The sequence below is a fragment of the Algoriphagus halophilus genome (assembly GCF_041729275.1).
GTDB lineage: Bacteria > Bacteroidota > Bacteroidia > Cytophagales > Cyclobacteriaceae > Algoriphagus > Algoriphagus halophilus_A.
On the sequence record NZ_CP146486.1, the window covers coordinates 2375787 to 2396565 of the forward strand.

A 20779-nucleotide genomic window follows, 5' to 3' on the forward strand; every position below is an offset into this window, starting at 1 on the left:
GAAGCTAATGGCGGCATACCTGAATTGATCACCGAACTTAGTCCATCCTATTGGCATGGTGTTTCTCCTGACGGAAAAGATATTGTGTACTGTGCACAGAGAAACAATAATTTTGATGTGTATAAAATCAGCACCCATGGAGGTGAAGAAATACGTTTGACGTCGGAATCGGTTCTGGATGATGGCCCTGAATATTCTCCTGATGGTAAGTTTATTTATTTTAATTCCTATAGGTCTGGAATGATGCAAATTTGGAGGATGAAACCCGATGGTTCCGATTCAGAGCAAATGACTTTTGACAATCATTCTAATTGGTTTGCCCATATTTCACCGAACAACAAGGTGGCAACAATCATTACCTACATCGAGGATCAAAAAGAGAGTCATCCTTTTGGCAGACAGGTAAAGCTGAGATTGCTTGATTTGCAAACCAAAGATGTAAATGATTTAACTGAGGAATTTTATGGAGGCCAAGGAACCATCAATGTTCCTTCTTGGAATCCTGAAGGAACCCAGTTTGCATATGTGCGGTATGCTTTGGAGGATCTTTAAAAAAAGCTGATTATTTCTGATCGACTCAATTTAGGGAATTCGCCCAGATAATTCTGGTATCCAATCTTTGACATAATATCCAGAAAATAAAAAAAGGACACTATTTCTAGTGTCCTTGTAGTAGCGGGAACAGGACTATTTTATAATACTGGTTATTAATAGTTTATGACTTATTGAGGACAAATCGGGGGACAGGTTCATTTTAGGTCAAAAATTTCAAATTCATTTGAATTGTTTTTAATCTACAACCTGAATTTATCAATAAAATCACGATTTGAGAGCCAATTAAGGCGTTCGAGATTTGAATGATTTTTTTTTTGAAGTCAAAATCCGAATCCCGAAATAATTTCCAATTCGAAGATCTTAAACTGGATTTTGTTATTCCGCAATTTAGCCATTCAAAATTCATTTGAACGATTTCCAATTTCGTACCTCGAACAATTCGTACCGTGCGATATGTACGAGCTGTACGAAGAGTACGATTAGATAATCCTGTTGCTACTATTTCCATTTTGTCATGCTACATACATCATTTGGATATTTTGCAACAAATCTAATCAGCCCCCTCATTAAAGTCCTCTTTGACAATTGGGATAATAATTAAATTTTCTTTAAACCTATTCCCATTTCTTAACATTAGGTCCTGCCAAGAGGGAGTATCATTTTTAAAATCATAACGAAACACTTTCTTTCCATTATAAAAAACATCAAAATAATCGAGGTTATTAAAGTTACTGCTAGGGTCTACATTTGGACTCCATTGATAGCTTAAAGTATCAATATCACCGTTTCCGAAATCTAAATACCTATCACCTTTTCTCCCTACACCAATTACTTTGAAACCATCTTTTTCGGTATAGTAAAGCGTATCCGAAGTTACTAGAGTACAAAATGGTTCACTTAGATTTGTGCATAATTTCAATTCTGAAATTTTATAGTTCCCTTTTACTGAAAAATAATCTTCTCCATCTGCTGTTTCAAGTCTGATAAAATGACTCCATATCGGTGGTTCACCCGGTGATTCTTGTGGTTGGCATGAAAGTGAAATCAAAGCACCTGCCAAAATTAAAAGGAAATTCCTCATTGAATTAAAAGTTTAGCGTTACGGATTTTTCCATCCAAAACATAAGTTACGATATAAACTCCTGACTTAAGCGAACTAACATCAATAGGTTCTGATGATCTCCAGCATTCAAGAAACTTTACTGGAATAGCGTCAGTGCTACTCATAATTGTCACATTTAAAATGTCAGTGTCGGCTGTTTCTGGGATGCTAAAACTGACCTGATTGGAAATCACAGGGTTGGGATAAAAAACAGCCTCCGCTCCCGTAGAAATTCTAGCAATAGGACCTCCGCCGCCATCACTGGAGACTGTAACATATTTACTGGCGTTGGCTGGAATACCGCACAGACCAGGTGTTGAAACATTCAAATAAAATGAAGGAGCCCCACTACTGGCACTAACGGTTACCAAATGGGAATTCTGCCCCGAACATATAGTAATCCCAGAACCTGATGGAGCAGATGTATACCAATAATAACTCAGACCCGGAAGATTATCAACATAATATGATCTACAGTATCCATCATCTGCAATAGTGGATGGTCCTGTAATATTCATTTGTGAATCATTGAAAGTGACTTTTTTGGGGGCTATAGAGCCTGTGCTGCCGGCAGGAAAAGCATTCACATAAATATAGTGATCACCTGGATCCCAATTTGGAACAGTCACCGTAACAGAACTACTTCCCTGGCCTGATAGAATCCAGCCATCCGGAACTTGCCATTGGTAAGAATTTGCACCACTTAAAGTAGGCGCATTGAAAGTATAAGTGGCATTCGGACAAAGTAAGGAAGGTCCAGAAATGATATAATTTGCTGAGGTAGACTTAAAGTTAAATTTAGAAGTTTGTAACTCATAGAACATCGCTGCAGCTTGACTATAGCTAAACTTCCCTCTACATTCCTTTCTTTCCGCATATGACATTATATTTTTTGGATCAGTTACCCACGTTGCTCCCCAATTATCTGTTGGATAGTCATGGTTGCTTATCACCAAATTACAATTAGAATTTACCACACCAGTATTCCCTCTTCCAAGATTTGGATCAGCTGGTGTGTCACAAAATCCATCTCCATTGGTTTCACATTTTTTGAATTGTTATAGTTAAAGCAACCAACTCCCTGTAAGATGTACCTACTAACAGGTTCTTGACCACAATTATCTAATGTAGCATTGTAAGTATCTTGATTTCCATGAGTATGGGTTAAACTAAAATTATGACCAAATTCATGAGTTAAAGTTGTTTCATCACTTTGATTTAAGGAAACAACTAATCTCCTTCCAGGTCTATTTGCACTCCCTGCAAAAGGAGCGTTTCTAACTAAATGCACATTTAATGCATTCCCATCAAAATTTCCAGAGAACAACGAACTTTTCTCCTCTTCAGAAAGATCAAAATATATTGAGTTAGTGAAAACTTCAATTGATTTGATGTAAAATTCTATAGAACCTACATGGGTTCGAAAAGCCTTGAAATTTTCAGCGAAATAATCATAAATCTGTTGATCAGTAAAAGCAGGCTCACCAGAACTGTTTGCATAATTATATATCCTGACAGGGAGGTAATATATGGTGCCAGTGCCAGGGAATACTTGTGTACGAGAATTTTTAGAATCCTTATTCTTTCCATTCCCATTATCCATTGGCTTACGTAAATCTTTCATTTCAAGACTTTTCCCCTTATAAAGACCCTTTGAATCCAAACTTTCATAATAATCCTCAGGTAGAAATATACCATGATCCTTGAGCACACCCAATAAAAACCGGTTGTTCCCAACATAGGGCCTAATGAAACCTGGCTCATCTGTATTTATTACGGAGCAATTCTGATCTTGCCCAAAGGATTCAAAAAACAGAAAAAAAATTATCGAGTATAAAATTATTCTTCTCATTCTAAATATATAGTTAAGATTCAAGAATATTATTTTAAAATAAAGTATTACCTATCAATAAAAAGAAATACAAAAATGGACTCCTGAATTACCAAGCTTTTCTAATAATTGGGGGGGGAACTCAATATTTGTTTGTTCTGACATTGCAGAGACAAACCAAATAGAAATACTCTTTTTTTGATTCCAATTGATTCCAACTTATCAGAATTTATTTCGATTATGTCAAGAATTCTATTTAAACAGGTCCAATAATTTTCTTTAAAATCACAATTGAATTCAAATCTACCTGTCTGATTATCCCATTCAAAATCCAATCCCAAAACTGAACTTATTTCTGGATATTTATCTTGGCTGAGATAAAAACTAATACTGTAATAATTCATATTTTAAAATATTAAATCAAAAATTGTTAATGTGGTTTTAAATGATTTGCCTTTAAATGGTCCATTTGTTGCTCCTTTTAACACAATAGAAACCCCTTCTAAACTTATATCCGGATTATTACCTACAATTTTGGAATAGTCCCCTGCTTTACTTAGGATCTTAGGTTTAAACACCCTATGGAAAAACCTCGAGTTGAAAGCATACTTCCCTAATTTAATCACTTTGTCACCTCTCATTAATGGACCTCCGATCAAATCTGGCGGAGTCCCTGTTATTGGTGCCAATCCCAATGGATTACCTTTAATATCATACTGTACTCCATTTGAAATACCTCCATTTAAAAAGTAGTCTAAATATCCCCAAAAACCAGAATAGGGATCTCTTTTAGAAAAAGTAATTAATAAAAAATTATTGTTATTTGAGGTATTAGGCTGTTCTCTTTTGGCACTTACTGTAAATTCTGGCAAGCTCATACAATTAACACAATCATCCCCTCCTAAAGGTGTAACATTTTCATCATTCAACACACTTTTCGTCAATGGGTCCTCTGGTTCCCTTTCAGCAGTTAGAACAGTTGTCCCCATCACCGAATACGCCTCCATCCCATCCGGATCCATAAAACGCATCGGGTTATTTAGGGCATAGTTATATGGACTATATCTTCTCGCCTTCTCCGCCAGCGGATCATGCACAAACCATCTCCCTATCGCAGGAATATAGAACCTCGCCCCGTAATCGTACATGATCACACCCAAGCCGCTTGTCAGCTCTTTGCCATTGTATAGATACGGATTTGTTTTGATACCTCCATATTGGTAACCAAGACCTGATAGATCCACTCCCCAAGGGTCATAATGAGTTTCCTGCACGATCAGCGGACCTGTACTCATGATCCGGTACTGGTCAAACCAGACGTTTTCAGCCGTTTCATTGACCAAATAGGTTTCTATGTACCCATCCTTTTTGATCGCCAGCTTTTGAATCAGTTCCTCGTGTTTGTTTCGGGCTTTTTTGGATAAGATGACCTTTCCATATTCATATAGATTACTGTCTGCATCATAAAGCACGTAGCCCATATAGGCTTCCGGAGCCGGCTTTTGCTGGACTTCTGAGATTACTAAGGCAATCACATTGGCGATGGCGATTTCATTTGGAGCAGCTGCCAGATTCTGACTATACTCCCCTAAGGTTCGGATTATCTTTTGGTCCAATCCTGTTCGAACGAAACTAGCCGGGCTTAATCTGACTTTCTTGGGATCCACATATTTCCCGAAAACTCCGATTTCCACTCTGTCTCCCTATTGGACCTCTTGGTTACGGGAAGGGCCGAGTATTCTTCTGCAATCGGCATTGAGCCAGGCAGTGGGATGGTTTTGATGTTTTATTCGATGTGGGCTATTTCAAAATCAAATCCTCTTAACTTTTCATCTTCTATCATTTTCCTAAATGCCTGTGAACAAAAGTATAAAGGTTCTGGCCGTAGCAATCCACGTTTAACACCGATCTTCTGTTTGCTTACTAAAAAATCGAATTCGCTAATTGATGGACTATTTAAAACATAAGCTTCTGACAAAAGATTTAATCCAATTGTGTGGCCTTTCGGACATTTATAAATTTCACCTTCACTAGTTGTTGATAAATCAAATGGGTTGATTCCCACAATAATAGTATTTACTGATAAATCAATCTCGGTATTTGCTTTAAGTTGGTAATATTTTTCAATATTGGTGGGACTATACTGTAAGCCTTTCAAATTCCTCTGCCTTACCGCGTTTACAAACTTTTCTGATACAACAATTTCACTACCAATTGTTTTGGCAATATCCTTTTTGGGTATAGTTCCCTTTTTGAGGATTAAGGAGCTTATTTGTTTTCTGTTTGCTCCGCAAAACTCACATGCTACAGTTTCATCATAAAGCGTTCCGCATTCTTCACCTGTAGGCTCAAAAACATCACTAATATTCAATGTGAAAAGTAAAGCATTTGACAACTCCGACTTACTGTATTTTCTATTGATGCCCCAACCATAGAAAAAACTCTCGTTGTTTTTAGCTTTGATTTTTTCAGCAATTTCTTTTGTTAATTGATATTCAGATGTTCCCTTTTCAATTTTAACCCTCGTGACAGGGCCCATGTCATTACCAATAATAGTCTTAGGTAATAATTCAACGAATTTATTATTTATTCGTAATTCACAAAATTCTTTCATAAAGGCTTGATTTAATTACTGGGTAACGGAAACTTACTGTACACATTCTCCATTATCTCTTTTGCTTGTTGTACAGTTGGATAAACTCTTGGTTGGCCAGGTAACTTCTTCGGCCAGTATTTGTAAAATTCATTTGTTATTTGTTGATGATACGGCGCAGGTAATCTAACTAAATCTTGCTTTTCTGCACCACCCATATATTTAGGAAAAGGATGGTGCAATTCAAATTTTCCTGCTTTTTTTGGATAAAGTTTCTGTGCTGCTTCTACTAAGTCATCATAATTAGCCTCCCCTTCGCAACAGCCTTACCAAGCTTTAATGCTTTAAGAAATCCAAGAATTGGAAAGGTAAGTCCTTCAATAGTATAGTCTGGAGATACTGCGCCCGTGGCTAAAGGTCTTCCAATATCGGAAGGTCTCCCAGTAGACATAGGATATATACCAATTCCATTTCCAAGGAATTGATTATTAACCAAAGTACTCCCACCTACTACTCTTCCTGTACTCTCAACATAGCTTTCAATGTAGGAATGATAAATCTCTCCGGTTCTACCATTACTGAAAACTATCAAATCTGTTTTAATGGTTTCAGTGGTATAAGATCCACCAAAGGATATTGACCCTGTACTATTTCGAGCGCTATAGGTTCCATATCCGTCCGAATAGGTGAAATCTCCATCCTCCTGTGCTGCATTTTCTCCAGAATTTACTGGAGTACCCTGTATTGAATATGGGGCCATCCCGTCTGGATCTATAAACCTTATGGGGTTATTGAATGCATAATTGTAGGGTGAATGCCTTCGCATATCTTCCGCCAGCGGATCATGCACAAACCATCTCCCAATCGCCGGGATGTAGAATCTTGCACCGTAATCGTACATGATCACGCCTAAGCCGCTTGTCAGCTCTTTGCCATTGTATAGATACGGATTTGTTTTGATTCCTCCATATTGGTAACCAAGACCTGATAGATCCACTCCCCAAGGATCATAATGGGTCTCTTGCACGATCAGCGGACCTGTACTCATGATCCGGAACTGGTCAAACCAAACGTTTTCAGCCGTTTCATTGACCAAATAGGTCTCGATATAGCCATCCTTTTTGATCGCCAGCTTTTGTATCAGTTCTTCGTGTTTGTTTCGGGCTTTTTTGGATAGGATGACCTTTCCTTGTTCATATAAAACCGAATCAGAATCATAGAGCGCATAGCCCATATAGGCTTCAGGAGCCGGCTTTTGCTGAAGTTCTGAGATTACCAAGGCAATCACATTGGCAATGGCTATTTCGTTGGGAGCAGCGGTTAGAGTCTGACCATACTCGCCTAAGGTTCGGATTATCTTTTGGTCCAATCCTGTACGGACGAAACTGGCAGGGCTTAATCTGACTTTCTTAGGATCCACATATTTCCCCAAAACTCCCAGTTCCACACTGTCTCCCTGCTGAACTTCCTGACTTCGGGACGGCCCGAGTATCCTCCCCCGATCCGCATTGAGCCAGGCCGTCGCATACCCTCCAGGAGTCTTGTTGTGCTCACCCGCTCCCTGTCTGGATTCCCGGATATTGTCAAACAGCTCTTCCTCCTCCTCCGCTTTTTCCGGTTCCATTGTGGCGATCCTCATTGCAGAAACCGGAGCTCTCACTACCTGACGGACATTTCCCAGGTGGTCTTTGACGAAGAATTCGTATTGGAACGCTGAATTCTCATAGGCCGCGCGTCCTTCTTCATGCATGATATAGGACAGCGTATTGGCTCCAGAATTGATTTTTTCAAATACAAATTCCCCCAAATAATCCAACGTAGTGGTAGTGGACCCTTCTACATTTACCTGACGAACCTTCACTCCTTCGGCATTGTACCAATAGGTGAGGCTTCTCCCAGTCCCTGAGAATATGATGGACTTGGGAAGGTTAAGATGATTGTAGGTAATGACAACGCTGTATTGATCATTTAAAAGTATTGAACCATTTTTTGACGCGATTTAACTATTGCGTCAATTATCGTGACGCTATTCTTCTTATTGCGTCATTTTTATGCTATTATTGTCGCGATACAAATGGGATTAAAAATGGAAAATCGAGATGAGCTCCAACTGATTAAAGATATAATTGCATCATCTGATGGAATAGGAATAGAACAACTCCTTCGATTGCTCCCATTTCAAATTGAAAAGAGAGCGCTTCAAAGACGACTAAAAAGCCTCATAGAAAAGAATCTGATTCTAAAAAAAGGTGAAGCTCGATCCACAAAGTATTATGCAAATGTCCCTGAACAAACCCATAATTCTGGAAAGATAAAATCAGAAAAGGAACTTCAATCGACCATTCCCCTTTCACAAGAAGGCAAAGACGTTTGGGCCTTGGTCTCACGTCCTGTAGCACAACGAAAACCTGTCGGATACGAACGAAGTTTCCTGGAAAATTACCGTCCCAACATCGACAGCTTTCTTAGCGGAGAAGAAAAACAAAAACTGGCTGAATGGGGAAATACCAGGAATGGAGAACAACCAGCAGGAACCTATGCCAGAGAAATATTAAATCGCCTTTTGATCGACCTATCTTGGAATTCAAGCAGACTGGAAGGGAACACCTATTCCTTGTTGGATACAGAGTTGTTAATCCACAACGGAAAAACCCCTCGAACAAGTCTCCGATGGAAACCCAGATGATTCTCAATCACAAGGAAGCTATCGAGTTTTTGGTAGAATCGTCTGATGGGGTGGGCTTCAATCGCTACACTTTTCTTAATCTCCATGCCCTGCTTTCAAACAACCTGTTGCCAAATCCGGCTGCATCCGGCAAGCTTAGAACATTTGGCGTGGGAATCACCAATTCGGTATTTACTCCGTTGGGAATTCCGCAACTCATCGAAGAATCCTTTGACCTAATCCTGGAAAAGGTAAGCCAAATCGAAAATCCATTTGAGCAGGCTTTTTTGTATTGATTCAACTTCCCTATCTCCAACCATTTGATGATATCAATAAGCGAGTATCCAGATTGGCAGCCAATATTCCATTAAACAAACATAACCTTGCCCCTCTTTCATTTATAGATGTACCTGAAGAAAGCTATATCAAAGGAATGCTTGGCATTTATGAATTAAACCGCATCGAATTATTCAAGGATGTGTTTCTGTGGGCCTATGAGCGGTCTGCCTTAAGGTATGCGGCCATTCGTCAGTCTCTTGGCGAGCCGGATCCTTTTCGAATGAAATACCGGGAGGAAATACGCGGGATCGTCAGCCAAATCGTAAGTAATGCAATGGGAAAAGAAGAAGCATCCTTAGCAATAAAATCTGAAGTAAAAAAATTGCAAGAACCAGATAGATCCCGATTAGCTGAAGTAGTAGAAACTGAACTACTTGGATTACATGAAGGAAATTTTGCACGGTATCGGATCAGACCTTCTGAATTTTCTGCTTGGAAAATGAAATGGGATTCCTAGTTAGAAATCAAAAAACGAAAACCATATTAATACTCTCGCAAACTGCTTAATTCTTGGCTTCACTATGCTCTAAAACCTAAAAAAAGAAAAAGGGGACGAATTGGGGGACAGAATCGGGGACAATTCGAATCAATTCCATTTGATTCGAATTTACATACCGCACCAGAAACCCTTTAAAACACAAAAAGTTGACCGTAAAACGATCAACTAATTGCTTAGTAGCGGGAACAGGACTCGAACCTGTGACCTTCGGGTTATGAGCCCGACGAGCTACCAACTGCTCCATCCCGCGATATGTCTTTTGCTTGATTGAACCCTACGAGCTACCTCCCGATAGCTATTGTGGATGCTCCATCCCGCAATATATTTTTAAGCTTTAAAGCGAATTATTCTGTTCTGAATCTGCCCTTGTGGCGAATTGTGATACAAAAGTAGTGGTTTAAATTTCAAATGCAAAATACCAAACCAAAAAAAATTTGTAATAATTAGGTTTCACCCTTTTTCCTTCCAATTAAGATAAAAACAATTTCCCCCAAGCCTCTCAAGGCCAATCTGTTTCATCATCTGAAAAAAACTTCTTTAAATCTTTTAAAATTCACCAAATTTTATTTTGCTGAAAACCAAAAAACCCCTATTGTCTAAAAATCAAGTACCTTTGTGGAAAATTTCTCAGAATGACTCAAGTAAAACACCAAGCCGGATTTGTCAATATTATTGGCAAACCCAATGTAGGAAAATCTACATTGATGAATATCCTTGTTGGAGAGAGGCTTTCCATCATTTCCTCGAAAGCCCAAACTACCAGGCATAGAATCCTAGGCTTGACCAATTCTGAGAATTACCAAATTGTATTTTCTGATACTCCAGGGATGCTCAAGCCTCAGTATGAGCTTCACAAAAACATGATGAGTTTTGTCAACATCTCCCTAGAAGATGCGGATATCATCTTGTTTGTCACTGACCTGTATGAAACAGATGAGGAAATTGAAGAAGTGATTGAGAAAATCAATCAATCTGGAATCCCAGTCATCCTAGTGATCAATAAAATAGACCTAGCCAAAGAAGGTCAATTAGATGCAGTGACCGAGTATTGGACTTCCAGAATTAAATCTTCAGTAGTAATCCCAATTTCGGCCGGTGAGAAATTCAATACCGACAAAATTTTACAGGAAATACTAGCCAGACTTCCTGAGCACCCTGCTTTTTACGATAAGGAGGAACTTACTGACCGCTCAGAAAGGTTCTTTGCCTCTGAGATTATCCGTGAGAAGATTTTCAAAAACTATAAAAAAGAAATCCCTTACAGTTCCGAGGTAAACATTGAAGAATTTCATGTAAAGAACAAAATCATCCGAATCCGGGCTACTATTTATGTGGAAAGGGATAGTCAAAAAGGAATTATTATAGGAGAAAAAGGGAAAGCTCTAAAAAAGTAGGAATTGAGGCGAGAGAGGAGTTGGAAAAATTCTTTGGTAAGCAAGTCATGCTCGAAACCTTTGTGAAGGTGGAGTCAGACTGGAGAAAAAATAAATTGAAACTGAAAAAATTTGGGTACGACCCAACTTGATTATGGCAAATATTGTAGCAATTGTAGGTAGACCCAACGTAGGTAAGTCTACTTTATTTAATAGACTGGTAGAGGAGAGAAAAGCGATCGAGGACAACATGAGTGGTGTGACCCGTGATCGTCATTATGGCCATGCTCAATGGATCGGTAAATTTTTCTCAGTCATCGATACGGGCGGATATGTGACCGGTTCGGACGACATTTACGAAGCTGAAATTAGAAAACAAGTAAAACTTGCGGTAGAAGAATCGGATGTAATCCTATTTGTGGTGGATTGCCACGACGGATTAACTGATTTAGACATGGAGTTTGCAAATGAACTGAGAGGCACAGAGAAGCCCATTTACATTGTAGCCAATAAAGCAGACAATCAAGACCTCAGCTTTATGTCAGCAGAATTCTATTCTTTAGGCATAAGTGACTTTGAGGTATTCCCTATTGCCGCTGCCAGTGGAAGCGGTACTGGTGATTTATTGGATAAAGTTGTTGAACATTTCGAGGATGAAGGAACGGAAGACCCAGATGCCGGAATTCCTAAAATCTCCATTCTAGGAAGACCCAATGTGGGTAAATCGTCTTTCTTGAATGCCTTACTTGGAAAAGAAAGATCAATCGTTACCAATGAAGCAGGTACGACCAGAGACGCCATTCATACGAGATACAAACTTTTCGGTCAAGATTTTATCATCACTGATACTGCCGGAATTAGGAAAAAAGCCAAAGTTCATGAAGACATTGAGTTTTACTCTGTGATGAGATCTTTAAGAACCTTGGAAGAATCCGATGTCATCATCGTTATGGTAGATGCTACTAGAGGTTTAGAAGCCCAGGACATGAACTTGATTTCCTTAGGAATCAAAAATAATAAAGGGATCATGATCATGGTTAATAAATGGGATCTGATTGAAAAGGACCACAAGACCATGAACAAAGTGAAGGAAGATATGCTGGAGCGCTTGGGAGAAAACAAGTGGATCCCCATAATTTTTACATCAGTGACAGAGAAGCAACGAATTTTTCAGGCGATCGAACTGGCAGTAAAAGTTTATGAAAACAAAACACGAAAAGTACAGACTTCAAAGCTGAATGATGTCATGCTTCCTGAAATAGAAAAATATCCTCCCCCAGCGTGGAAAGGGAAGTATATTAAAATCAAGTATGTCACACAGTTACCGACCAAAAACCCCGTTTTTGCCTTCTTCTGCAACCTTCCTCAATACATCAAATCTCCTTACACGAGGTACTTAGAAAATCGTTTAAGAGAGAACTTTGAATTCGACGGAGTGCCTGTAAAAATTATTTATAAAAACAAGTAAAAAATATTTAAACGGTCTCTTGTTTAATTGCGAAATCCTATAATACTTTGTACTGTAATTAAGAAAATCACAACAAATGAAAAAAGTATTTGCAATTTTCGCAATCTCCAGCGTAATGTTCGCTACTTCTTGCGGTAATAAAGAAGTGAAAGAAGAGACTGTAGAAGTAACTGAAACAGTTGAAACTGTTGAAGAAGAAGTGATCATTGAAGAGTCTACTTCTGACTCTACTGAGATTGTAATCGTTGAAGAAACGGTTGAAGAGGTAAAATAAAATAAACCACTTCCTAAAATTGAGAGTCCTGAAATTTCGGGACTCTTTTTTTTGTATTTTACGCCATGCTTGCTCCCTCAAAATTGGAAGAAGTTTTCTCAAAACACTTACCTGCAAATGCAGTGGACCCTTGTCTCAAACTTTGGGAAGAAAGACCATTCCATTTTAAAATTACATCCAGCAGAAAAACAAAACTCGGAGACTTCAGATATAGAAAAGACCAGCAGTTCCAAACCATCACGTTAAATGCTGATCTGAACCCTTATCAGTTCCTTTTAACATTCGTCCATGAGGTCGCCCACTTACACGCATTCACAAAATTTGGGTATGGAATCGCCCCGCATGGAAGAGAATGGAAGTCTACTTTCCAACAACTTCTCTTTCCATTTTTAAGGGAGAATATCTTTCCAATAGATATTCTGATCCCTCTCAAAAAGCATATGAAAAACCCAAAAGCAAGTTCGGCAGCAGATCTGTTTTTGATGAAGGAAATGAGTAAATATGACAAGCATCTACCAGGAAATGACACCTTCTTTTTATCTGACCTAAAACCAGGAAGTAACTTTACTATTTCTGGAAGGGTATTCAGAAAAGGGGAAACTAGAAGAACAAGAGTACTTTGCGAAGAGGTAAATACCGGAAAAAATACTTGATCGCTCAATTGGCAAAAATACAGCCGCTGGAATAAATTCAGTTTCCAACTGGTTACCCCCTACATTTAGTATCATATCACTCTTTCTCCTCTCCAATCTGATTTTCCGGTTGGGAAAAATCTTTCGGTTGAGGAAGATCCTGAATGGAATTAATACCAAAATACTCCATGAATTTGTCAGAAGTTCCAAAAAGTAATGGCCGGCCTATTCCATCTGATTTACCCTTGACTTCCACCAATTCTTTCTCCAATAGCTTTTGAACTGAATAATCAGAATTCACCCCCTTATTTGCTCAATATCCCCTTTGGTAACAGGCTGCTTATACGCAATGATGGAAAGGGTTTCCAACTGAGCTGTGGACAATCTTTTTGGGATTGTTGCTTGAGCAAAATACTAATACTAGTCTGGTAGGCAGGTTTGGTTAGGAATTGATAGCCTCCACCGAGATTTTCCAATGCAAAAGAAAACTCTTCTGAGTCGTACTTTTCCCTTAATTCTTCAATAGCTTTTTCGACATGATCTTTGGGCACCTCAGCCTCAAACATTTCTGTAAGACACTTCCCAATTTCATCTACCCCTAATGGGGAAGGGGCACAAAATATCAATGCTTCAATATGCCTATGAAGAAATTCCAATGATCAGATTACTTTTTAGCCAGTTTCGCTTCAATTGAATGCATCGTATGGGGAACAGCTTTTAATCGCTCCTTGGAAATTAATTTTCCTGTATCCACGCACACACCATAAGTTCCATTTTTAATACGTATCAATGCATTCTCCAAATTGATAATGAACTTTTGTTGCCTAGCGGCCAATTGATTGAGGCTTTCTCGCTCTAGCGTGTCTGCACCATCTTCAAGCAATTTTGATGTTGAGGCAGTAAAATCAGTCCCACTATCATTTTTCTTGCTCAAAGTTTCCTTTAACGAATGTAATTCTTCCTTAGCTACTGATAACTTCTGAAGAATGATCTCTTCGAATTCTTTTAGCTCACTCGCAGAGTAAGCGGTCTTACCTTCCTGACTCATAATACGCTGGGATTAGATGATATACTTGGGACGAATATTTTCAATAAATGTTCCCTAAAATACATTTAGCTAGCTTAATTACAAAGATTAAGTACGGAGAAGAATTTAAAAAAGCGGGAAACGGAAATCAAATTAAACTAAAAAATAAAAACACTTCTCATTATCAATACATTATAAATTTCTGCACTTTTTCCCAAGTTGTATTAATTGATAAATATGATTTTAATCAAAGGAATGGATCAAAAAAAGCTGTTAGGCAACAGCTTTCTCTTCACTTAAAATTTTCTCTAATCTTTTTTGCAGCACCAGAAGATCCACGTCCATTCTATACTTCATCAGCAAATATTGATGTACTTCTTTAGGGTCTTTTCCTTGTTGTATGCAAAGATTCTGTAGGGCAAGGGTAATGAGGTCTCTTTCCATAGTTCTCCATTTATTATATCTAATTTATTTATTTTTCCTGTCAACTAATAGAAATATTTCAAGAAAGTTAAAATTGAGTCGCTACCACCATCGTTTTTCTAAATCTGATCACCTGTCCCTGTAAATCAAACAGTTCCACCAATAATACATAATAACCAGGCCTTACCTTTCTTCCTGAATCATCTGTACCACTCCAAGTATACATTCCTGAATTACCTAAAATTGCATTTCGATCCAGGACTTCAATAATTCTACCTCCTACATCATAAATTTCAAAAGTCCCCACCCAACCAGACTGGTCCAATTCATAAGATATTACAGTGAACGTATTCCCATTATTTCCTTCTGGATCAAATACCTCTGGACTAATGGTAATCAATTGTGATCCAAACTCTCCTGTAAATGAATTGGAGTTTTTCTTACCAGGAGTTCCATAGTCCTCTACCCCAGACGCGGAATGCCAATTGCTTTTTATATTGGAAGGAGTATTAAAAGATATCCTTTCTAAGGACACTCCTTTTGGATCTCTTAATAATGGATGGTGCATTTCCTCATCAAACGAAAATTCTTCCAACAATTCTTGTTCCTCCGAAACTAGCACTACTGTTCCTCCACTAATTGGATAACTGGGCAAAGTAGACATCTGAAGAAAATTCCCATTTGCAGATTTAGGAAAATCCTGTTGAAGCAAAATAGTATCTGTCGTGATAGCCAAATACGATTGGGGAGGAAAAATAAAGCCTTGCTCTCTGACCTTTTTGAGCTGATCCGGAAGACCATTTTCATCCAGATTTCCTAACTGAAGGTTCCCAATTTGTACGTAATTCGAACTCCTATTGTATAATTCCACATACTTTGGTCTACCTGATTTAGGATTAAATAATAGTTCATTGATGATTACATCACCTCTCAAAGGACTTGCTGGCAAAATCACAGTTACTAGTGGTTTTTCTAAACCATTCCCTGTACAATCAAGAATAGAACTCAAATCCAATCCATATTCAATAGATTTTGTAGCTGCACTTTGTAATTCAAGCTTTAAAGTATTCGGACCACTCAAATAAACTGTATCAATATTCAATTCGTGTTGATTTTTTATTTCCTCGAAGTCCAATGTGATTGGTTCGGAAAATTGCACTTGCAAGGTCAATGAATCCAAAAACTTAATTTCTTGAATCCAAGGAGAAATCTCATCAGGACTTAAATCAAAGACCGAGTTTTCACTTCCTGGGGTGCCTCGGAGGGGTGAATTAGATGCTAATAGAAAAGCCGATTGCTCACAATCCAAAAATGGGTTTACTACTTCCAAACTAAACCCCGAATTCCTTAATCCTGGGTCATCCCAACTCTCTGAAGAATAGCTTATACGGTCTACCAGGTTTCCCCCTTATCATTTAATTCCAATCGATCTCCTGTATTCAATAGGGTTGGCCAAGAATCCATAGGAATCAGTAACCCAAAATCATTCATTTCTTCTTGCTGGTTTGATGGAACCAGCAAAATTAACTCCTCAGGATTTATCCAAACATCAGGCAATTCGACTGTATTTCTGGAATTAGACCATTTCATGTCTCCGGTACGAATCTGATAATTCAGGTTATTTCTCAGCTCCACATATTCCACATTAGGCAAATCCAAATCTGCTTTGGGGGCAGGCATGATTTCATTGATGACAAGAGATTTGTAAGGGATTAACGTGGGATCATGGTACCGAAAACTGAGTAAAGTATCCTTGATAAAATTCCCCGCTAAATCAGGTATTTGAGAAATTTGTAGATTAATCTCTTTTCCATGAGCAAGCGGATTTGAAAAAGTCAAAACAGCTAAAGAATCATTATCCAATCTCACCAACTCTGGCTCTTGACCATCTAGTTTATAGTTGAGCTGGATAATTGAAAATACCGAATCAATAGCTTCGGAAAATTCAACCTGAATTTCATTTTCACTAAAACCTCGAACCATTTGAACAGTAGGAGGCAAAGTGTCTTCAGCTATATCTCCAAACATAAAATCATCTATGAGCCAGCGAGCACAAGTCCCAGCTCCAGGGCCATATTTGATCTCAAGTTTTAGATATACCACATCTTTACCTTTAAATTCATTAGGAATTTCAAGTTCAAATCTTCGAAACTCTTGGTTTTCATTTGCAAATTCATTTTGGGAACCCAAAATCATGGAAGTTAAAAATCCACCCTGTAATGTTTCTGACCAAGAATAATAAACTTCTGCAACCCTGCTTCCATTTCCATTCTTTCTGGACTTTGCCCAAAATTGGACTATTGGTGCTGAAAATTCTGAAACGGAAAGCCTGACTATTAACTCTCCATTAAAGGTTGATATTGGCTGAACCGCCAAAGCATTAGATTGATTAATCCCTTGCCCCTTGGCTTGGAAAATTCTTGTATTGGAACTTCTTACCTCATTTCCATACCATCCTGGCAAAAATTGGGATGGAAAGGTTACCGGATTAAAATCAAGTTCGAAGGCTTGAGTTTGTGCATGAACTTCTGACGCTTGGCATAAAAAAGTGCCATGCAAAAAAGATGAACCAATAAATTAGAACCCAAAAATAAAGGCTTCATAGTTTATTAATTAAAAAATTAATAATTAAATATACTGATGAATATTAAACTATTAGTAGTTTCAGGATAGAATTTTAACTCGAGTTTGATAAATTTTTTAGCAGATTATCCTGAAAATGAACCCATAGCCATTACTTTTGCAATCCAAAATAAAAACAACCTATTAAAAACCAGTCTGATGAAATTAGCAGTGGTAGGAGCTACCGGTTTGGTGGGCTCCGAAATCTTAGAGGTGCTGGATGAGCACAATTTCCCTTTTGACGAACTTCTATTAGTTGCTTCCGAGCGATCTGTAGGTAAACAGATTGAGTACAAGGGTAAACAGTATACCGTGATTGGCCTTGCTGAAGCTGTTTCATTAAAACCTGAAATTGCAATTTTCTCAGCTGGAGGAGGTACCTCTTTGGAATGGGCTCCAAAATTCGCAGAAGTTGGAACTATCGTAGTAGACAATTCTTCTGCTTGGAGAATGGACCCAAGTAAGAAGTTAGTGGTGCCCGAAATCAATGCAAAAGAACTCACAGCTGAAGATAAAATCATTGCAAACCCAAACTGCTCAACCATCCAAATGGTATTGGCATTGGAACCTTTGCGTCAGCGATATGGAATCAAGAGAATCGTAGTTTCTACCTATCAATCGGTAACAGGAACGGGAAAAGCTGCGGTAGATCAAATGATGGCAGAACGTGCAGGAGAGACCCCTGAAATGGTCTACCCTCACAAGATAGACATGAATGTACTTCCTCACATCGATGTATTCCAACCAAATGGATACACTAAAGAGGAAATGAAGATGATCAACGAAACCAAAAAATCTTCTCTGATGATAGTATTCAAGTAACTGCTACTACCGTTCGAATCCCTACTATGGGTGGACATTCAGAGGCTGTTAACGTAGAATTCAAAGAGGATTTTGATCTAGATGAAGTAAGAAAATTACTTTCAGAAACTCCTGGAATCATAGTTCAAGACGATCCTGCCAACTTTGTATACCCAATGCCTATCCATGCTCATAAGAAGGACGAAGTGTTTGTAGGAAGATTAAGAAGAGACGAATCTCAAGCAAATACCTTGAATATGTGGATCGTGGCTGACAACCTTCGAAAAGGTGCAGCAACTAATGCAGTTCAAATTGCAGAGTATTTAAAAGAACATAGCCTAGTTTGATGAACTGGGAAGACGTTCATAGTCCCGAATTTCAAAAATTTGTGCAGGATCATCTCCAGGAAGATCCTGCACTTTTGCTTTTAAATATCAAGGAAAAACAATTTTTGACCTGAAAACTGCTGTCCATCAAATCGCGGCCAGACAGAAAACTTCCAAGAAACTTCCCTCTTGGGCAAAAGATCCAAATCTTGTGTTTCCAGCCAGTATTTCCCTAGAGCAATCCTCATCAGAAGAGACTGCCTTATTCAAATCCAAAGGTCTTTCAGGAAAATGGATGATCGATTTGACTGGTGGGTTTGGTGTGGATTCCTTTTATTTAAGTCAAGGTTTTAAAAAAGCAACCTATTGTGAATATCAAGAGGAGCTTGCCCAAATCGCTTCCTATAATCTGGAACACCTTGCTCCTGGCAAATTTGAATTCGTAGCGGGAGATGGACTAGCTCATTTATTATCCAACAAACGGAACTATGACCTTATCTATGTTGATCCTGCCAGAAGGGGTGATGCCAATCAGAAGTTATATAAACTCCAAGACTGTCAACCTGACGTAGTTTCTGTTTGGGACCAGCTTACGGAAAAATCGGAGCAAATCTTGATCAAAGCTTCTCCTATGCTGGACATTTCCCAAGCATTTTTAGAATTACCAGATATTCAACTGATTCAAATCGTATCTTCAAAAAATGAGGTCAAAGAACTTCTGCTACATTGGAAAAAAGGTGAAAACTTATCTGGGAAAAGAATTGAAGCACATGATTTAGGAAGTGATCTACCAGCATTTTCCTTTTCCTTGGAACAGGAAGAGAAAGCTGTGTCTGAATTTGGAGAGATCGCCGAATATCTAATTGAACCGATGAGTGGAATTCTAAAAGCCGGAGCATTCAAGCTATATGGAAATCAATTCAAATTGAAAAAACTTGAGCCAAATAGCCACATTTATACCAGTGACGTCCTTCCTGAAAACATTCCAGGTAGAGTTTTTAAAGTCATTCAAGAAGTCGCGGCAAATAAAAAAGAGATCAAGAAAATTCTTCCAAAGGGGAAAGCAAATGTGATCACCCGTAACTATGTCCAAGGTACAAACGAGCTGAAAAAGAAATTAGGGTTAAAAGATGGTGGGGAGGACTTTTTAATAGGTACAAAAACCAACAATGGCTATAAATTAATTTGGTGTAGAAGAGTTAAATAGGGTCGTCCTTACAGGACTTTACTATGCACATTCATTTTTACATTTCTACCAATCTCAAATCCCGAGGGGATTTTATACAAAGAGGATTATTGGCATAGAAGATTTGTCTTATTTATTTTTAATAATTAATTTTATAGTTTTAATTCTGTGCCGTAGGCACGCCAGCTTGTTAGAATAATTAATAAAAATAAATATTAAATGCCTTAGGCATGATCCATTTATTCTTTTTGATGATTATTAAACATTTTTTTCAGTTCCCTCATTCATTTAAAAAACATTTTTATGGCAAATACCTATACCCAAATTCCTTTACATGTAATATTTGCTACAAAATTCAGATCTGGACAAATTGCAGCCTTTTGGGAACACCGGTTATTTGAATACATAATTGCCATAATACAAAAACACAACCATAAGGTATTAGCTATCAATGGGATGCCAGACCATATTCATATCTTATTGGGATTGCGCCCTAATCAATCCCTAAGTGAGCTGATCCAAAAAGTCAAAGCTTCTTCTTCAAAATGGATAAATGAAAATAATTTTTGTAAGGCAAAGTTTGCTTGGCATGAAGGTTATTCAGCATTTTCCTATACCAAATCTCATCTACCAAGAGTCATAAACTATATAGTAAACCAAAAAACTCATCATCAAAAAATCGATTTTTTGAATGAGTATAAAAATTTACTTACCGAATTAGAGGTTGAATTTGACCTAAATTACATATTCAAAGAACCCACATAAAAAAAATGAAGGATTGATTAATCCTTCACTTCTTCAAAATCGACGTAGTCACCGCCTTTAATATCCTTCTGTCTTTTCTCTTTAAACTGCTTAGGCACATAATCCACTACCACTTCATCTTTTGGTCTGGAAGCGTGAGCCTGGGCCCTCTGCTGTTCCTTTGCTGCTTCGTTTACCTGTTGGGCAAATTTAGCCAACTTAGATCTGAGAAAATATCGGATTAGCTGGCCCAAAAGCCAGCCAACTCCAAGAACTATGACAAGAAATTTTATCAAAACTAATTATATTTTTAATCAGG

20 protein-coding genes, 1 tRNA gene and 3 pseudogenes are annotated in these 20779 nt (G+C 38.1%); 12 read left to right on the top strand and 12 right to left on the bottom strand.

Annotated elements, in window-relative coordinates:
* Window positions 1-24: 24 nt before the first annotated feature.
* Window positions 25-552 (top strand): TolB family protein, encoded by a 528-nt coding sequence (locus V8V91_RS12755; RefSeq protein WP_373400414.1) that lies wholly within the window; start codon window positions 25-27, stop codon window positions 550-552.
* A 553-nt stretch (window positions 553-1105) separates the two neighbouring features.
* Here V8V91_RS12755 and V8V91_RS12760 read toward each other — a convergent pair.
* The 6 genes from V8V91_RS12760 to V8V91_RS12785 all read right to left on the bottom strand — a co-directional run bounded on the left by V8V91_RS12760 (window position 1106) and on the right by V8V91_RS12785 (window position 7942).
* Window positions 1106-1636, bottom strand: coding sequence for a hypothetical protein (locus tag V8V91_RS12760; protein ID WP_373400416.1), 531 nt, complete (start codon window positions 1634-1636; stop codon window positions 1106-1108).
* Complete coding sequence (locus V8V91_RS12765) at window positions 1633-2541, bottom strand: T9SS type A sorting domain-containing protein (RefSeq protein WP_373400417.1); 909 nt, start codon at window positions 2539-2541, stop codon at window positions 1633-1635. The genes V8V91_RS12760 and V8V91_RS12765 overlap by 4 nt, the downstream gene beginning before the upstream one ends.
* 86 nt (window positions 2542-2627) lie before the next feature.
* Window positions 2628-3374 carry a hypothetical protein gene (locus V8V91_RS12770; protein ID WP_373400418.1) on the bottom strand — a complete coding sequence of 249 codons (747 nt, stop codon included), beginning with the start codon at window positions 3372-3374 and terminating at the stop codon, window positions 2628-2630.
* 521 nt (window positions 3375-3895) lie between these two features.
* Complete coding sequence (locus tag V8V91_RS12775) at window positions 3896-5182, bottom strand: RHS repeat domain-containing protein (protein WP_373400420.1); 1287 nt, start codon at window positions 5180-5182, stop codon at window positions 3896-3898.
* A gap of 92 nt (window positions 5183-5274) precedes the next feature.
* The gene (locus tag V8V91_RS12780) at window positions 5275-6102 is read right to left on the bottom strand and encodes a hypothetical protein (RefSeq protein ID WP_373400422.1); all 828 of its coding nucleotides are present in this window, start codon (window positions 6100-6102) and stop codon (window positions 5275-5277) included.
* 268 nt (window positions 6103-6370) lie between these two features.
* Window positions 6371-7942 (bottom strand): RHS repeat-associated core domain-containing protein, encoded by a 1572-nt coding sequence (locus tag V8V91_RS12785; RefSeq protein WP_373400424.1) that lies wholly within the window; start codon window positions 7940-7942, stop codon window positions 6371-6373.
* Between the two features lie 225 nt (window positions 7943-8167).
* On the opposite strand from V8V91_RS12785, the gene V8V91_RS12790 reads away from it, so the two are divergent.
* From V8V91_RS12790 to V8V91_RS12800, 3 genes are read left to right on the top strand one after another with little or no spacing between them, the layout of a single operon-like run.
* On the top strand, window positions 8168-8767 hold the full coding sequence (locus tag V8V91_RS12790; protein WP_373400425.1) for a hypothetical protein: 600 nt from the start codon (window positions 8168-8170) through the stop codon (window positions 8765-8767).
* Complete coding sequence (locus V8V91_RS12795; RefSeq protein ID WP_373400427.1) at window positions 8752-9042, top strand: hypothetical protein; 291 nt, start codon at window positions 8752-8754, stop codon at window positions 9040-9042. Before V8V91_RS12790 ends, V8V91_RS12795 begins: the two co-directional genes overlap by 16 nt.
* Entirely contained in the window at window positions 9039-9542 is a 504-nt protein-coding gene (locus V8V91_RS12800; RefSeq protein WP_373400428.1) for a hypothetical protein, read from the top strand. Before V8V91_RS12795 ends, V8V91_RS12800 begins: the two co-directional genes overlap by 4 nt.
* A gap of 219 nt (window positions 9543-9761) precedes the next feature.
* Here the strand turns inward: V8V91_RS12800 and V8V91_RS12805 are convergent.
* A tRNA-Met gene (locus V8V91_RS12805) sits at window positions 9762-9834 on the bottom strand.
* A gap of 382 nt (window positions 9835-10216) precedes the next feature.
* Between V8V91_RS12805 and era the strand changes: the two are divergent.
* The 4 genes and pseudogenes from era (at window position 10217) to V8V91_RS12825 (ending at window position 13352) form a co-directional block, all read left to right on the top strand.
* Window positions 10217-11109: pseudogene (gene era / locus V8V91_RS12810) on the top strand (GTPase Era).
* Window positions 11110-11111: 2 nt separating this feature from the next.
* Window positions 11112-12425 carry a ribosome biogenesis GTPase Der gene (der, locus tag V8V91_RS12815; protein WP_074225455.1) on the top strand — a complete coding sequence of 438 codons (1314 nt, stop codon included), beginning with the start codon at window positions 11112-11114 and terminating at the stop codon, window positions 12423-12425.
* Between the two features lie 76 nt (window positions 12426-12501).
* A complete protein-coding gene (locus tag V8V91_RS12820; protein ID WP_373400430.1) occupies window positions 12502-12699 on the top strand; it encodes a hypothetical protein in 198 nt (65 codons plus the stop codon).
* Between the two features lie 65 nt (window positions 12700-12764).
* A complete protein-coding gene (locus V8V91_RS12825) occupies window positions 12765-13352 on the top strand; it encodes a SprT-like domain-containing protein (RefSeq protein ID WP_373400431.1) in 588 nt (195 codons plus the stop codon).
* A gap of 76 nt (window positions 13353-13428) precedes the next feature.
* On the opposite strand, the pseudogene scpB reads toward V8V91_RS12825, so the two are convergent.
* Window positions 13429-13954: pseudogene (scpB, locus tag V8V91_RS12830) on the bottom strand (SMC-Scp complex subunit ScpB).
* Window positions 13955-13995: 41 nt separating this feature from the next.
* The gene (locus V8V91_RS12835; RefSeq protein WP_074225459.1) at window positions 13996-14379 is read right to left on the bottom strand and encodes a TraR/DksA C4-type zinc finger protein; all 384 of its coding nucleotides are present in this window, start codon (window positions 14377-14379) and stop codon (window positions 13996-13998) included.
* Window positions 14380-14426: 47 nt separating this feature from the next.
* Between V8V91_RS12835 and V8V91_RS12840 the strand changes: the two genes are divergently transcribed.
* Window positions 14427-14741 carry a hypothetical protein gene (locus V8V91_RS12840; protein WP_373400433.1) on the top strand — a complete coding sequence of 105 codons (315 nt, stop codon included), beginning with the start codon at window positions 14427-14429 and terminating at the stop codon, window positions 14739-14741.
* Between the two features lie 128 nt (window positions 14742-14869).
* On the opposite strand, the gene V8V91_RS12845 is transcribed toward V8V91_RS12840, so the two are convergent.
* Both V8V91_RS12845 and V8V91_RS12850 read right to left on the bottom strand, forming a co-directional pair.
* Window positions 14870-16111, bottom strand: coding sequence for a hypothetical protein (locus tag V8V91_RS12845; protein WP_373400435.1), 1242 nt, complete (start codon window positions 16109-16111; stop codon window positions 14870-14872).
* A 62-nt stretch (window positions 16112-16173) separates the two neighbouring features.
* The gene (locus tag V8V91_RS12850) at window positions 16174-17340 is read right to left on the bottom strand and encodes a hypothetical protein (protein ID WP_373400437.1); all 1167 of its coding nucleotides are present in this window, start codon (window positions 17338-17340) and stop codon (window positions 16174-16176) included.
* A gap of 222 nt (window positions 17341-17562) precedes the next feature.
* On the opposite strand from V8V91_RS12850, the pseudogene V8V91_RS12855 reads away from it, so the two are divergent.
* The 3 genes and pseudogenes from V8V91_RS12855 (at window position 17563) to tnpA (ending at window position 20481) form a co-directional block, all read left to right on the top strand.
* Window positions 17563-18551, top strand: a pseudogene (locus V8V91_RS12855) (aspartate-semialdehyde dehydrogenase).
* A gap of 190 nt (window positions 18552-18741) precedes the next feature.
* Entirely contained in the window at window positions 18742-19737 is a 996-nt protein-coding gene (locus V8V91_RS12860; RefSeq protein WP_373400439.1) for a class I SAM-dependent methyltransferase, read from the top strand.
* Window positions 19738-20019: 282 nt separating this feature from the next.
* Window positions 20020-20481 (top strand): IS200/IS605 family transposase, encoded by a 462-nt coding sequence (gene tnpA, locus V8V91_RS12865; protein WP_373400441.1) that lies wholly within the window; start codon window positions 20020-20022, stop codon window positions 20479-20481.
* A gap of 17 nt (window positions 20482-20498) precedes the next feature.
* On the opposite strand, the gene V8V91_RS12870 is transcribed toward tnpA, so the two are convergent.
* Window positions 20499-20756, bottom strand: coding sequence for a DUF4834 family protein (locus V8V91_RS12870; protein WP_074225462.1), 258 nt, complete (start codon window positions 20754-20756; stop codon window positions 20499-20501).
* Window positions 20757-20779 lie beyond the last annotated feature (23 nt).